At 64.2% G+C, this 13,546-nt stretch carries 14 protein-coding genes; 7 read left to right on the top strand and 7 right to left on the bottom strand.

Annotated elements, in window-relative coordinates:
* Nucleotide 1: 1 nt before the first annotated feature.
* A complete protein-coding gene (pdeM, locus tag JI749_RS16885) occupies nt 2–709 on the bottom strand; it encodes a ligase-associated DNA damage response endonuclease PdeM (protein WP_201656664.1) in 708 nt (235 codons plus the stop codon).
* Nucleotides 706–3,198, bottom strand: coding sequence for a ligase-associated DNA damage response DEXH box helicase (locus tag JI749_RS16880; RefSeq protein WP_201656662.1), 2,493 nt, complete (start codon nt 3,196–3,198; stop codon nt 706–708). The genes pdeM and JI749_RS16880 overlap by 4 nt, the downstream gene beginning before the upstream one ends.
* A 215-nt stretch (nt 3,199–3,413) precedes the next feature.
* Between JI749_RS16880 and JI749_RS16875 the strand changes: the two genes are divergently transcribed.
* The 4 genes from JI749_RS16875 to JI749_RS16860 all read left to right on the top strand — a co-directional run bounded on the left by JI749_RS16875 (nt 3,414) and on the right by JI749_RS16860 (nt 6,017).
* Nucleotides 3,414–3,704 carry a DUF6460 domain-containing protein gene (locus JI749_RS16875; RefSeq protein ID WP_201656659.1) on the top strand — a complete coding sequence of 97 codons (291 nt, stop codon included), beginning with the start codon at nt 3,414–3,416 and terminating at the stop codon, nt 3,702–3,704.
* Nucleotides 3,704–4,375, top strand: coding sequence for a nucleoside/nucleotide kinase family protein (locus JI749_RS16870; protein WP_201656657.1), 672 nt, complete (start codon nt 3,704–3,706; stop codon nt 4,373–4,375). The genes JI749_RS16875 and JI749_RS16870 overlap by 1 nt, the downstream gene beginning before the upstream one ends.
* Nucleotides 4,375–4,575: a hypothetical protein gene (locus tag JI749_RS16865; RefSeq protein ID WP_201656654.1), complete on the top strand. Its 201-nt coding sequence runs from the start codon at nt 4,375–4,377 to the stop codon at nt 4,573–4,575. The genes JI749_RS16870 and JI749_RS16865 overlap by 1 nt, the downstream gene beginning before the upstream one ends.
* An 89-nt stretch (nt 4,576–4,664) precedes the next feature.
* Nucleotides 4,665–6,017 carry an MATE family efflux transporter gene (locus JI749_RS16860; protein WP_201656651.1) on the top strand — a complete coding sequence of 451 codons (1,353 nt, stop codon included), beginning with the start codon at nt 4,665–4,667 and terminating at the stop codon, nt 6,015–6,017.
* On the opposite strand, the gene JI749_RS16855 is transcribed toward JI749_RS16860, so the two are convergent.
* From JI749_RS16855 to JI749_RS16845, 3 genes are all read right to left on the bottom strand, one after another.
* A complete protein-coding gene (locus JI749_RS16855) occupies nt 6,014–7,222 on the bottom strand; it encodes an RNA polymerase sigma factor (RefSeq protein WP_201656648.1) in 1,209 nt (402 codons plus the stop codon). The genes JI749_RS16860 and JI749_RS16855 overlap by 4 nt on opposite strands.
* Nucleotides 7,219–7,560 carry a YciI family protein gene (locus JI749_RS16850; RefSeq protein WP_201656647.1) on the bottom strand — a complete coding sequence of 114 codons (342 nt, stop codon included), beginning with the start codon at nt 7,558–7,560 and terminating at the stop codon, nt 7,219–7,221. The genes JI749_RS16855 and JI749_RS16850 overlap by 4 nt, the downstream gene beginning before the upstream one ends.
* Nucleotides 7,561–7,624: 64 nt before the next feature.
* Entirely contained in the window at nt 7,625–9,247 is a 1,623-nt protein-coding gene (locus JI749_RS16845; RefSeq protein ID WP_201656646.1) for an ATP-binding response regulator, read from the bottom strand.
* Between the two features lie 164 nt (nt 9,248–9,411).
* On the opposite strand from JI749_RS16845, the gene mscL reads away from it, so the two are divergent.
* From mscL to JI749_RS16830, 3 genes are all read left to right on the top strand, one after another.
* The gene (gene mscL, locus JI749_RS16840; protein ID WP_201656645.1) at nt 9,412–9,846 is read left to right on the top strand and encodes a large conductance mechanosensitive channel protein MscL; all 435 of its coding nucleotides are present in this window, start codon (nt 9,412–9,414) and stop codon (nt 9,844–9,846) included.
* Between the two features lie 246 nt (nt 9,847–10,092).
* Nucleotides 10,093–10,728, top strand: a complete 636-nt coding sequence (locus JI749_RS16835; RefSeq protein WP_201656643.1) for a response regulator transcription factor — start codon at nt 10,093–10,095, stop codon at nt 10,726–10,728.
* Nucleotides 10,729–10,876: 148 nt separating this feature from the next.
* Nucleotides 10,877–11,635: a metallophosphoesterase family protein gene (locus JI749_RS16830; protein ID WP_201656641.1), complete on the top strand. Its 759-nt coding sequence runs from the start codon at nt 10,877–10,879 to the stop codon at nt 11,633–11,635.
* A gap of 49 nt (nt 11,636–11,684) precedes the next feature.
* On the opposite strand, the gene JI749_RS16825 is transcribed toward JI749_RS16830, so the two are convergent.
* Nucleotides 11,685–12,056, bottom strand: coding sequence for a VOC family protein (locus JI749_RS16825; RefSeq protein ID WP_201656638.1), 372 nt, complete (start codon nt 12,054–12,056; stop codon nt 11,685–11,687).
* Nucleotides 12,057–12,119: 63 nt separating this feature from the next.
* Nucleotides 12,120–13,400: a 5-aminolevulinate synthase gene (hemA, locus tag JI749_RS16820; protein WP_201656635.1), complete on the bottom strand. Its 1,281-nt coding sequence runs from the start codon at nt 13,398–13,400 to the stop codon at nt 12,120–12,122.
* Nucleotides 13,401–13,546: the final 146 nt, after the last annotated feature.

Genomic DNA, 13,546 nt, shown 5'->3' with positions numbered 1-13,546 from the left:
CCTATCCTCGCACCAGCCGCTTGGGGCTCACCGGATAAGTCCGCTCCTTGCCCAGCATCGTCACCTCAAGGGCCGGCCAGTGGAAGAGGCCGACAAAGGCGGGTGACAGGATATTCAGCGACCCCGTCGAAGCGCCATAGGCCGGCAGGATCAGCAGGCGATTGTCATGCACGAAGCAGGGACGCCGTGCCGTGCGCCCTTCCATATGCAGATGCGCCGCCGGATGCAGGTGCCCGGCAACGAGCCCGCTCGCACCCCGCTTGGGTTCATGCGTCAGCGTCAGGCCAGAAACGGTCAGCTCCGGCAGGCACTGGCCGCCAATGGCATGCGGGGCCGGATCGTGGTTGCCCGAGAGCCAAAGGCACTCGACCATGTCGGTGATTGCATCGAGCCGCATCCGATCGGCATTGCCGAGCAGGCTGCTGGCATCGGCGCGATGAAAGCTGTCGCCGAGTGAAATCAGCCGGCGCGCCCCGGTGCGCCGCAGGTCGGCCTCGAGCCGCGCCAGCGTCATGCCGGTGTCGTAGGGGGGCAACATCTGCCCGCGGCGCGCAAAGCTCGCCATCTTCTCGAAATGCAGGTCCGCGACGAGAAGGGTCTGCTGGCTGTGCCAGTAGAGGCCGCCCGAGGGCAGGGGTTCGAAATTATGGCCGGCAAAGCGCAAGATCGGCGTCTCCGTGATCTCGGCCTGGTGTAGCGGATAGTTCAAGATTGCCCGAGGGCTTCCCTCATCAATTCGTCTGCAGCATCCGCCATAGCTGATTCGCGGCCTTCCCCGAAAATCGGCTCCTTGCCGATATCGAGCATGACGGGCACCGCGAGCGGGGAAATCCGCGCCAGCGGCTTATGCACGATATGGCCGCTGATGCGCCGCAGCATGTCGCCCAGCCGCTCGATGTCGAGTAGCCCTCGCGCGGCATCGCGGCGGGTCGCCTGGATCAGGATATGGTCGGGCTCGTGCTGGTAGAGCACGTCATAGATGAGATCGGAACTCATCGTGATCTGCCGCCCGGACTTCTCCTTGCCCGGATGCCGGCGCTCGATCAGCCCGGCAATGATCGCGCAGTTGCGGAAGGTGCGCTTCATCAACGCCGATTCGTCCAGCCAGTCTTCCAGGTCGTCGCCCAGCATGTCTTCGGCGAACAGGTCGTCGAGCGAAAGGCGGCCGGTGCGGACCAGCGCCGAGAGGTCGCCAAGCCCCCATATGGCCAAGGCATATTCACTGGCAACGAAGCCGAGCGGCCTGGCCCGTGCGCGTTCGAGGCGTCGTGTCAGCAGCATGCCCAAGGTCTGATGCGCCAGCCGCCCCTCGAAGGGGTAGCAGACAAGAAAATTCTGCGAACCGCGTGGAAAGGTCTCGACCAGCAGGCTGTCCCGCCGGGGCAGCACCGAGATGTCACGCTGCAATCGAAGCCAGTCGCTGACCTGGTCGGGCAGGGCGCTCCAGCTCTCTGGCGTATCGAGCATGCGACGGACCCGCTCGGCCAGGTAGGTCGAGAGCGGGAACTTGCCGCCCATATAGCTTGGGATCTTGGGATTGGCCGATTGGGCGCGGCTGACGAATGCTTCATTATCCTTCATGCCTTCGAAGGCGACGATTTCGCCGCCGAACATGAATGTGTCGCCCGGCAGCAGCGTGCCGAAGAAATATTCCTCCATCTCGCCCAGTACGCGTCCGCCATAGCCGACCGGGCTGTTGCTTTGCCCCTTCTTGAGCCCGCGCTGGCGGATGAGCCGCACCTTGACCATCGGCTCCTCGATTATGGTGCCGATATTGAGCCGGTATTGCTGGGCCACCTGCGGATTGGCGATACGCCACTTGCCGTCCTCGGTTTTCTTGAGGCGGGCATAGCGCTCATAGGCCTGGAGCGCATAGCCGCCGGTGGCGACGAATTCGACCACCCGGTCGAACTGCCCCCGCGGCAGGTCGCGATAGGGCCAGGCGCGCCGCACTTCATCATAAAGGTCGTCGGCGGCGAACGGCGAAGCGCAGGCCATGCCCAGCACATGCTGGGCCAGCACGTCATAGCCGCCGCTGACAGGGTCCTCGCTGTCCTGATGACTCTCGGCCACTGCCTCCAGCGCCGCCTCGCATTCGAGCACCTCGAAACGGTTGGACGGGACCAGCACCGCCTTGCTCGGCTCGTCGAGCCGGTGATTGGCCCGGCCGATGCGCTGCAGCATGCGCGAAGAACCCTTGGGCGCACCGACCTGCACGACCAGATCGACATCGCCCCAGTCGATGCCCAGATCCAGCGTCGATGTGCAGACCACGGCCTTGAGCTCGCCTGCCACCATGGCGCTCTCCACCTTGCGCCGCTGCTCCACCGACAGGGAACCGTGGTGCAGGGCAATGGGCAGCATGTCGTCATTGACTGCCCACAGGCCCTGGAACAGCATTTCGGCCTGGCTGCGCGTATTGACGAAAAGCAGTGTCGTCTTGTGCCGCTTGATGGTCTCGTAGAGATCGCGATGAGCGTAGTTCGCCGAGTGGCCCGCCCAGGGCAGGCGCTGCTCGGTTTCGAGAATTTCGAGCACCGGAGGCGCGCCGCCCGAGGCCGTCAGCAGGAGGGTTGGTTGCCCGGGCACCGGCTGGGCGATCCAGTCGCGCAGCAGGTCCGGCCGAGCGACGGTGGCGCTGAGTGCCGTGATGCGCAGATTGGGCGCGAGCCTGGCGATGCGGGCCAGGGCCAGCGACAACAGCTCGCCACGCTTGGACGTCACCAATGCATGCAATTCGTCCAGCACGATGCGGCGCAGCGAGCCGAAGAACAGGTCGGCATGCGGGTGGCTAATCAGCAGGCACAGTTGCTCCGGGGTGGTCAGCAGGATGTTGGGCGGCTCGGCTCGTTGTCGCGCCCGTTTCGACGCCGGCGTGTCGCCCGTGCGGGTCTCGGCGGTAATCTTGAGGCCCATCTCGAAGATGGGTGCATTGAGGTTGCGCTGAACGTCCACCGCCAGTGCCTTTAGCGGGGAGATGTAGAGCGTGTGAAGTCCCTCGAACTGGCCCTCGGCCAGGTCGACCAGCGTCGGCAAAAAGCCCGCCAGCGTCTTGCCCGCACCGGTCGGGGCGATCAACAGCGCCGACGCGCCAGTCTGCCAGCTGGCCAGTACATCGAGCTGATGCTGCCGCGGCGCCCAGCCCTTGCGGGTAAACCAGTCGGTGATGATGAAGGGTAGGATAACGTCAGTGCTCAAGCCCCCACCCCCTCCCAGCCTCCCCCATCAAGGGGGAGGTGCCGCTTCGTGGCCGGGGCAACATCGTGCCACGCCCACCAGTCTGACACCTCCCCCTCGATGGGGGAGGTTGGGAGGGGGTGGGGCAGCGAACGCAAAACTGGCAAGTCACACCTTCTGCAAATCACATTCGAGCCTATATGATCCCCCATCAGCACAACAGGGCGGAGGCCAGCATGACCGATCAACCCCAGACCCAGATACGGCGTTCCCCGCTCGAGCGCTTCCTGGGTGGCCATCCTCTCAGCGTCATGCTCAAGCTGGCCTTCATCTCGTTGCTGGTCGGATTCGTGATGAGCGTATTCGGCCTCAACGTACAGGGCGTTATCCGCGGCGCCGTCGAGTTGCTGCGCGAGACCTTGCGCGACGGCGCCGGGCTCATCCGCAACTTAGGCGGCTATATCGTCACTGGCGCAGCCCTGGTCATTCCTGTCTGGCTGCTCATGCGTTTGAGCAAGGGGCGCTGATGGCTCCCGAGCGGCTTCACCTGACACCGCAGGCCGCCCTGGCGCGGCTGGTGCCGCATATTCTTGAGATGGAAAGCCGGGCCCATCATCGCATCGCCATCGGCTTTGCCGGTGGGCCGGGCACCGGTAAATCCACACTCGCCGCCGAGTTGGTGACCATGCTCAACGCGGTCAAGCCCGGCAGCGCCGCGCTGGTGCCGATGGATGGCTTCCATATGAAGCACGCCAAGATCGAAGCCATGGGCGCGACCGATCGCAAGGGCGCGCCGCATACGTTTGAAGGCGCCGACTTCGTCAACTTCCTGCATCACCTCAAGTCGGCAACGGGCCCGGTCAGCGGACCCGGCTATTCCCGCAAGATCGAAGATACAGTCGACGATGCCTTCACCGTGCAGCCCGAGGTGCGGGTGCTCGTCGTCGAAGGCAATTATCTGCTGCTGACCGAAGGACCCTGGGCGGGCGTCAAGCTGCAACTCGATTATTCGGTGTTCATCGATGTGCCCCGCGAACTGGTGCGGGCGCGCTTGCTCAGGCGCCATGGCGAGGAGGGACTCTTCACCGAGGAGCGCAACCGCGCCCATATCGAGCGCAACGACCTGCCCAACTACGACCTGGTCAGCCAGTCGCAGGATCGGGCGGATGTGGTGATCTCGATGGATGTGGAGCGCTGATGCGGACGGGGCTGATCGTGCTCTCCATCCTCGCCGGCGCTGGCGGCGTCGCTGCAGCACTAGCCCTCAAGCCGACCGGCTTTGACGAGTGCGTCGGGATCATCAGCGCCGATATAGAGCGCAATGCCAGTCCCGGGGCGACGCTTGACCCGCGCGATGTCGAGGCGGAAGCGGCGCGGGTCTGTGCGGGCTCGACCTAGCACCGGACGTTCACCGCAAGAGATGGACTTTCGCGACGTCGCCCCGACACGGTAGTGTCAAGCTCCTGTTCCCGCTCGATTCCCCCTCAATGTCCGCTCCCCGCCTCCAGCACCCCTTTACCGTGCGCCACGCCGATGTGTGGAAAATCGCGCTGCCGGCGTCGGTTGCCTTCATCACCGAACCGTTGGTGGGCGTGGTCGATATCACAGTGATCGGCCGGCTGGGCGATGCGGGGTTGCTGGGCGGCCTGGTGCTCGGCGCGCTGCTGTTCGATATCGTCTTCGCGCTGGCCTATTTCCTCCGGATCGGCACGGCCGGACTCGTTGCTCAATCCGTGGGTGCAAGAGACCCGCGCGATGGGCTGCTGCACGTCGTCAGGGCCATCCTGCTGGGCGTTGGCATCGGTATAGTGATGATTGCCCTGGGCGCGCCCATCCTTGGGCTCGCCACTCTACTGCTGGCGCCGGAAGCCGGTGCAGGTGCGGCCCTCGCCGACTATTTCCACTATCGCATCTGGTCAGCGCCCTTCTCGCTGATCAACTACGCGCTGCTGGGCTGGTTCTATGGCCGCGCCTCGGCAAAGACCGGCATGTCCCTGCAACTGCTGCTGCACCTGCTCGACATCACGCTTTCCATCTGGTTCGTGCACGGCCTGGGCTGGGGCGTGGCCGGTGCGGCCATCGGCACGGTGATCGGCCAAGCCGTTGCGGCCGCCGCGGGTCTGTTCCTGCTGCTGCGCCACTATGGTGGCTTTGGCGCCATCCTGCGCCATATTGCGCCGGGCGAGTTGCTTGATGCTGCGGCGCTCAAGCGCATGTTTGGCCTCAGTCGCGACCTGATGATCCGTTCGGCAGCGCTGATGGGCGCCTATGCCTGGTTTGCCGCGCAGGGTTCGCGCATGGGCGAGGTGGCGCTCTCGGCCAATGCCGTGCTGCTCAACCTTCTCATGATCATTGCCTACTTCCTCGACGGCATCGCCCAGGCGGCCGAACAACTGACCGGCAAGGCCGTTGGCGCCAATTGGCGACCGGCTTTCGACCAGGCCTATCGGTTGAGCATGCTGTGGGGTCTTGCCCTGACGCTGACCCTGGGCATCGCCTGGTATCTTGCCGGCCCGCTGGTCATCGGCCTGATGACAACCAATGCCGCGGTACAGGCCCGGGCCCTCGCCTACCTCCCCATTGCGGCTCTGTGCACGGTCACCTTCATGCCGGCTTTCGTTTATGATGGCATCCTGATCGGCACGACGCTCAATACCACGATGCGCAACGGCATGGTGGTGTCGCTGGTCGTGTTCCTCGTGTCTGCAATGGCGCTGCAGCCGATCTTCGGCAATTGGGGCCTATGGGCTGCCTTGCATTGCTGGTTCATCGCGCGCGGTGGGATCTATTGGTGGGCGCTGGAGCGCCGCAAGGCCGGTCTCTTCGTGGCTGCGCCCTAGACTTCGCTCAGTCGCCGTTCGAGAAACCGCCGCTCCGCTGCCTGAATGGTCAGCGCCAGCGCAGCGTCATAGGCTTCACGCGCTTCCTGGCGTCGCCCCAGCCGCCGCAGCAGATCGGCCCGCGCGGCATGCCATAGGCGGTAGTCGGTGAGGCCATCGGCAAGCGCGTCCACCAAGCGCAGCCCCACGGCCGGACCATCGCGCATGGCAATGGCCACGGCGCGATTGAGCGCCACGATGGGCGAAGGGTCGATGCGCAGCAGCATGTCGTAAAAGCCCACGATGCGCGGCCAGTCGCTCCCGTCGACGCCATGGCAGGCCGCGATGGCTGCCTGCACCGAATAGAGGCTGAAGTGCCCGCCCAATACCTCGCGCACCAATGCCTGCCCCTCGGCGATCTGTCCCGAATTCCACAGGCCGCGATCCTGCTCGTCCAGCGGAACGATTTCGCCATCGACCACTCGGGCGGCACGGCGTGCATCCTGCAGCAGCATCAGCGCCAACAGGCCCTTGACCTCCGGCTCGTTGATCAGCGTGGCCAGCAGGCGCGCCAGCCGGATTGCCTCCACGCAGAGGTCGGTGCGCAGGGCCCTGCTGCCCGACGAGGCCAGGTAGCCCTCGTTGAACACCAGGTAGATCACCTGCAGCACGGATTCGATGCGCTCCGGCAGTTCGGCCGGCTCCGGCACAGCATAGGGGATGCGCGCGTCGCGAATCTTGCCCTTGGCGCGCACGATGCGCTGGGCGATCGTTACCGGCTTGGCGAGATAGGCAGCGGCGATCTCTTCGGTCGTGAGTCCGCAGACTTCGCGCAGCGTCAGCGCCACCTGTGCATCGGGCGCCAATGCCGGGTGGCAGCAGGTGAAGATCAGCCGCAACTGGTCGTCGGCAATGGCGGGAGCGTCGTCCGCCTCCTCCGGCTCGGACGCCAGCTCGATTTGCTGCACCAGTTGTTCGCTGGCTGCGTTGAACCGGGCCTCGCGGCGAATGCGATCGATCGCCTTGAAGCGGCCAGCCGAAACAAGCCAGGCGCGCGGATTGGCCGGCACGCCTTTTTCCGGCCAGCTCGCAAGCGCCGCCAGCCAGGCGTCATGCAACGCTTCCTCAGCCCGGTCGAAACCACCCAACAGGCGAATGAGCGTGGCCAGCACGCGGGGTGCTTCGGCCCGGTAGACGGCCTCGATCGCTGAACCGGCCTCGCTCACATCACCGGTCGCACTTCAACGCAGCCGATGCGGGCCAGCGGGATGTTGGCGCCGATCCGCATCGCCTCGTTGAGGTCGGCCGCTTCGATCAGGATGAAGCCGGCAACCTGCTCCTTGAGTTCGGCAAAGGGGCCGTCGGTGGCCGTCATCTTGCCTTGGCGCATGCGCACCGTCGTGGCGGTATCGGGCGACATCAGGGCCTCGGCGGCAATGAAATGCCCGCGCTCCATGAGTTCGCGATCATAGTCCTGCGAGTCCCGGACTATCTTGTCCCATTCGCCGGGTGGCAGCGTGTCGATGATGGATCCGTCAAAGCAGACGAGGCAGAGATAGCGCATGGAATAATCCTCCGGTTGTGGTTGTACCGGAGTCTGGTCGAACGGGAAGGGCCGGAATCGACAATCACCCGGCGCGCTTTGCCGGACTGCGGCTCTGGTTGGCCAGTCCGCTGATCGCAGCGCGCAGGGCGGCAGGCTTGACCGGCTTGGTGACGACGGCAATGCCGCGTTCCTCGGCCAGCGCCCGCACCGCAGGGCTGCGATCTGCCGTCACCAGCGCCGCCGGCAGGTGGCCACCCAGATTGTGCCGCAGCCACTCGATGGCATCGAGGCCAGAAGTCTGGTCGAGATGGTAGTCCATCAGCACCAGGTCCGGATACCAGCCCTCCAGCAGCCGTTCGCGGTCGATCTGCTTGAGCGACAGCGCGCTGCGCACGTCGCAGCCCCAATGGCGCAGCAGCCCCTCCATCGCCTCGATGATCGCACGCTCATTGTCGACACACAGCACCTTAAGGCCCAATGTGCCAAAGCTCGCCTCGGCGGGAGCCGCGTTGCCCTCGGGCGTGGCACGCAGTGTCCGCGTGGCCGGCAGGAAGAGCGAGAAACGCGAGCCGCGCCCTTCCTTGCTGTCGAGTTCCAGCGTCAGCCCCAGCGCCGCGACCAGGCGTTGGACGATGGAAAGGCCCAGGCCAAGGCCTTGCGCCATGCGGGCGCCCCGTTCCAGCCGCGAGAACTCGGCGAACAGCAGGCGGTGCTGGTCCTTGTTGAAGCCGATGCCGGTATCGACCACATCGAGCCGCATACGATTGCCCCGGCGACGCAGCCCGACCAGCACCTTGCCGCCGGGCTGGGTATATTTGATGGCGTTGCTGACCAGGTTCTGCACGATGCGCCCGACCAGCATGCGGTCGATCATGACCGCGGCATCGGTGGCCACGATGCGTAGCGATATATTGCGCTCGCGCGCCATTGGGCCGAACTCGACCTCGATCTTCTTGAGCAGGTCCTGGGCCGCGGTCGGTGCCGGGGCGGGCTTGAGGGCGCCGCTGTCGATGCGCGAAATGTCGAGCAGGGCGCCCATGATGTCTTCGACCGCCGTCAGCGAAGCCTCGATCGAATTGGCGAGGTCCGCCAACCCCGTCGACTTGGCCCGCTCGATCAGCGTGGACGTATAGAGCCGGGCCGCATTGAGCGGCTGCAGGAGATCGTGGCTAGCGGCGGCCAGAAACCGGGTCTTGTCGTGGTTCGCCGCATCCGCCTTGGCGCGGGCGCTTTCCAGCTCGGCATTGACGCGCCGTAGTGCCGCCGTGCGCTCCTCCACCCTTTGCTCGAGCGACTGGTTCATCCGGGCCAACTCGCGTTCTGCCCGGACCCGGGCAGTGACGTCGGAAAAGCTGATGACCAGCCCGCCATCGGGCAGGCGGCTTGAATGAAATTCCAGCGTCTGGCCGGCATTGCCCAGCCTCTGCGTCACGGTGGTCGGCGATGCCGTCAGCAGGTTGATACGCTCGATAGCCAGGCGCGCCGCATCGCCGCTGCCGAAATCGCCCCGGTCACTGAGAAACAGGGCAATGTCGAACAGGGGCGTACCGGTCTTGACCAGGTGTTCGGGCAGCGCCAGCAGCGAATTGTAGCGGCTGTTCGAGCTGACGAGCCGCAATCCGGCATCGAATACCGCGATGCCCTGCGGAACATGATCGATCGCCTGCTTGAGGCTAGTGGCTTCGTCGTGGCTGTGAGCCGGCATTGGCAATGCGATCCTGGGCTGTAGGCGCCCGGACTATCGACCTGCCAACTCGGCGGTGCAAGACCATCTCGACCCATTGCTTTTGCCAACCCGGTCATTAATGCTCGACCATCGCGGTGCGGCCGCTTGGGAAGACGCAAACCAGCAAGAGGGGTTGGACGACCATGTTCAAGGAATTCCGGGATTTTGCCATCAAGGGCAACATGATCGATCTCGCCATCGGCGTGATCATCGGTGCCGCATTCGGCGCCATCGTATCCTCCATCGTCGACGACATCTTCATGCCTCTCATCGGCCTGATCATCGGCGGCATCGATTTTTCCAACCTCTTCATCGTCCTGTCCAATCCGAACAACGTCGCCGTGCCATCGGTCGCCGCCGCCAAGGAGGCTGGCGTCGCCACGCTCAATATCGGCATCTTCATCAATGCGGTGGTCAAGTTCACCATCATTGCCTTCGTGCTTTTCCTGGTGGTGAAGGCCATCAACCGCATGAAGCGCCAGGCGGCCACCGAACCGGTTGCAGCCACGCCCGCGCCGACAAAGGAAGAAGTGTTGCTCACCGAAATCCGCGATGCCCTGCGGGCTAATACTCGCTGAACCAAGCGCAGGAATATAGGAAGAAGGTCCGTTGACAACGCAATGCTAGGTAAATAAACCTAGATCGTAGGTAGTGACACCTACGTATTGTCCATATCGGACGGCAAGAACACCTAGTGCAAACTACCGTTGCGATCCCGCCGGGGGGCAACGGGATCGCGGTTGCCAGCGGCAGCTCAGCGACTGGCGAAGCCTTGCCGTCCCTCGGGGACGCACAAGCGAAACTTGCCACCGGGCAGAGGGAATATGAGCGACGAGATCTTCTATCACTCCTTCCTCAACCGCGATCGGCTGATCCACATCGTGGATACCGATGCCACGACCTGCGAGTCGCTGAGCGTGCTGTTTCGCCTGGAGGGTTTCCAGACCACCTTCTCGCTCGAGGCCGCGCATTTCGCGGCAACAATCGAACGGCGGCGCCCCGATATCGTCGTCCTCAACCTGCGGCTGGGGGAGGAAAGCGGCCTGAGCCTGCTCCGGCGCGTCAAGGCGACACGCACCGGAACGCCGGTTTTCATGCTTGCCGATACGCCGCAGCTGGAGGCGGCAGTAACGGCGATGAAGCTGGGCGCCTCAGATGTCATTTCCAAACCCATCGACACCGAATATCTTCTGAGCAGCGTACGCGAGGCACTCCGCCGCGACGTGCATCTGGGCGCCATGCAGGGTGGGCGGCGGCCCGTGGAAGTGCGTGGCTTTTCCCAGCTGACCCCGCGGGAGCGCGAGGTGCTGCAGCTCATTACCAATGGTCAGTCCAACAAGGAAGCCGGCCGCGAATTAGGCATCTCGCCCAGGACCATAGAAGTCCACCGGGCCCGGGTCATGGAAAAGCTGGGTGCGCGCAACACCGCCGACCTGATGCGCATCGTCCTGACAAGTTGAGGCATCCTACGCCGGTCTCACACCGGCTCGTATCGGTGGCGGACGCAATACCGGGTATGCCACGGGCGATGCGACCGCTCGGTGGCACGTGTTGGCTGACGCCCGGAAAGTTGTTATCGGTGGCGCCCAACTAGCATAGGGCCAGCCGATGACCGAGTTGCCGACAGGCGCCGAGCGCGTGGCAATCCTGTCCGATATTCATGGCAACTTGACTGCGCTGGAGGTGGTGCTGGCCCATATCGCCGCCATGGGTATCACCCGAATATTCAATCTGGGCGACCTGGTCGGCAAGGGGCCTCGCTCCGCAGCGGTGGTCGATCGTTGCCGGGACACCTGTGAAATCATTGTGCAGGGCAATTGGGACGACATGGTTGCGCAGGACGAGGCGGCCACGCAGCCGGTTCTCCAATGGCATCGGGCTCAACTGGGCGCTGAGAGGCTCCGCTACCTGGCGAGCCTGCCAGCAAGCCATGACTTCCTGCTCAGCGGCCGCCGCGTGCGACTATTCCACGCCAGCCAGATCGGCATCTACCACCGCGTTCACGCAACGGCGGAGCGCGCGGAACACAGCGCGATGTTCGGCAACACGGCGTTCACCGGCTTCGGGCCGGAACCGGATATGGTGGGCTATGGCGACATTCACGGGGCCTATCTGCTGAACTTCGAGCATCGCACGCTGTTTAACGTGGGAAGCGTCGGCAATCCGCTCGATGTGCCGCTAGCCTGCTACGCGGTGTTGGAAGGTTGGTTCGGCGCGGCGTCAGCCCATCCCTGGTCACTGCATTTTGTTCGTGTGCCTTACGACATCGAGTCCGAGGTCGCCGTGGCCCAGGTCAGCGGAATGCCCGCTTTCGATCACTACGCCAATGAGCTTCGCACCGCCGTCTATCGCGGCCGGACGGCCTGAGGCGGAATTCTGGGGCCCGGCGGCCTGACCGAGCGATCATCGGTGAAGATCATCCCGGAATTCGCCCTAGCCCGATCTCGTTGCCATCAGGATCGTAATACACCACCTTGCGCACATCCTTGCCGGGGATCTCTTCCTGGCTGAAGTCGATGCCGCGCGCGGCGATCTGCTCGATGGTGATTTCGAGATCACTGCACATGATGGTCTGGATGGCCCCGCCGGCGCGTTTTGCGTCAACGATGATGTAGATCCAGCGGTGTTCGCCGATCGCCCACACCGCTTCGGTCGCATTGGGGAAAAAGCGCGGCGGACAGCCGAACAGGTTCTGATACCAGGCCAGCGAAAGCCGGAAATCACTGACCGGAATGCCGGCGAACAGATCCGTGCCGGTACCGCCGATGATGGTTGTGTCGTCAGCCATGTCCTCCTCCATCCTGTGCAGCCAGAATGACGGATGGAGCCTGGCTTTTCCGACAGCCGGGCGTCAGCCGCCGATGGTGGGCAGGGTCAGGTCGCCCGAGGTCAGCTTGCTCGCGGTGATTGCCGCATCGGCAGCTTCGCGCGGCAGTTCAAGGCTCGTCCAGACGCTGACCAGCGCATGACGCAGGGCAAAGATCATTTCGTCGGTATGGAGCGGCGTCGGCGTGATGCGCAGGCGCTCGGTGCCCTTAGGGACGGTGGGATAGTTGATGGGCTGGATATAGATATTGTGCTTGTCCAGCAGCATGTCACTGGCCGCCTTGACGGCGCGTGCATCGCCCACGATCAGCGGCACGATATGGGTATCGGTTTCCATGACAGGCAGGCCTGCATCGGCCAGGATTGCCTTGGTCAGGCGGGCCTGGCGCTGGTGCATGATGCGCTCATGCGTGGACACCTTGAGGTGCTCGATCGAGGCGCGGGCGGCTGCGCATAGGGCAGGGGGCAGCGAGGTGGTGAAGATGAATTCGGGCGCATAGGAGCGCACGGCATCCACGATCGCCTTGTTGGCGGCAATGTAGCCGCCCATCGTGCCGAAGCCCTTGGCCAGCGTGCCCTCGATGATGTCGATGCGGTCCATCAGGCCTTCGCGCTCGGCAATGCCGCCGCCGCGCTGGCCATACATGCCAACGGCATGGACCTCGTCGATATAGGTCAACGCGCCGAATTCTTCGGCCAAGTCGCAGATTTCCTTGATGGGGGCGACGTCGCCATCCATCGAATAGACCGACTCAAAGCAGATGAGCTTGGGGCGCTTGCGATCGGTCGCCGCCAGCAGGTCGCGCAAATGCGCTACATCGTTGTGGCGGAAGATGACCTTCTGCATACCCGACTGCCGCACGCCTTGGATCATCGAGGCGTGGTTGAGCTGGTCCGAGAAGATCACGCAATCGGGCAGCAGCCGCGCGATGGTCGCGATCGCGGCCTCGTTGGACACGAAGCCCGAAGTGAAAACCAGGGCAGCTTCCTTGCGATGGAGGTCAGCGAGTGACCGCTCGAGCTCGACCAGTGGACGGTTGGTGCCCGAAATGTTGCGCGTGCCGCCCGAGCCAACACCCAGCCGGCCGGCAGTGTCCTGCATCGCGCCGATCACCTTGGCGTGCTGGCCCATGCCCAGATAGTCGTTGGAGCACCAGATGGTGATGTCGCGCATATTGTCGGCTTCGTCGCGATAGATGGCGCGGGGAAACTGCCCGGCCACGCGCTCGAGATCGGCGAAAACGCGGTAGCGCTTCTCTGCCCGCAGTGTGTCCACCGCATCTTCGAATATGCCGCGATAGTCCATCAAACGTCCCTTTGTGTCCTGCCGTCGGCACCAAAACCGCGCCGGTGAACAAGCCATAACTAGGTGGGCCAAGATCGCCTTGACATAGGTCAATTCGACGCGCGCCGCCCCCGGCCAAACCGTTTTGGCGCAAGGCTTGCGCGGCT

This window comes from Devosia oryziradicis, assembly GCF_016698645.1.
GTDB lineage: Bacteria > Pseudomonadota > Alphaproteobacteria > Rhizobiales > Devosiaceae > Devosia > Devosia oryziradicis.
The sequence above is the reverse complement of the archived record's forward strand: the minus strand, read 5'-3'. Positions and strand labels throughout refer to the sequence as shown.

What these genes read in the sequence shown, in the direction of transcription:
- hemA (WP_201656635.1), bottom strand. Translation starts at nt 13,400, where the DNA reads ATGGACTATCGCGGCATATTCGAAGATGCGGTGGACACACTGCGGGCA.
- JI749_RS16845 (WP_201656646.1), bottom strand. Translation starts at nt 9,247, where the DNA reads ATGCCGGCTCACAGCCACGACGAAGCCACTAGCCTCAAGCAGGCGATC.
- JI749_RS16860 (WP_201656651.1), top strand. Translation starts at nt 4,665, where the DNA reads ATGTCCGCTCCCCGCCTCCAGCACCCCTTTACCGTGCGCCACGCCGAT.
- JI749_RS16850 (WP_201656647.1), bottom strand. Translation starts at nt 7,560, where the DNA reads ATGCGCTATCTCTGCCTCGTCTGCTTTGACGGATCCATCATCGACACG.
- JI749_RS16830 (WP_201656641.1), top strand. Translation starts at nt 10,877, where the DNA reads ATGACCGAGTTGCCGACAGGCGCCGAGCGCGTGGCAATCCTGTCCGAT.
- JI749_RS16870 (WP_201656657.1), top strand. Translation starts at nt 3,704, where the DNA reads ATGGCTCCCGAGCGGCTTCACCTGACACCGCAGGCCGCCCTGGCGCGG.
- JI749_RS16865 (WP_201656654.1), top strand. Translation starts at nt 4,375, where the DNA reads ATGCGGACGGGGCTGATCGTGCTCTCCATCCTCGCCGGCGCTGGCGGC.
- JI749_RS16825 (WP_201656638.1), bottom strand. Translation starts at nt 12,056, where the DNA reads ATGGCTGACGACACAACCATCATCGGCGGTACCGGCACGGATCTGTTC.
- JI749_RS16875 (WP_201656659.1), top strand. Translation starts at nt 3,414, where the DNA reads ATGACCGATCAACCCCAGACCCAGATACGGCGTTCCCCGCTCGAGCGC.
- JI749_RS16835 (WP_201656643.1), top strand. Translation starts at nt 10,093, where the DNA reads ATGAGCGACGAGATCTTCTATCACTCCTTCCTCAACCGCGATCGGCTG.
- mscL (WP_201656645.1), top strand. Translation starts at nt 9,412, where the DNA reads ATGTTCAAGGAATTCCGGGATTTTGCCATCAAGGGCAACATGATCGAT.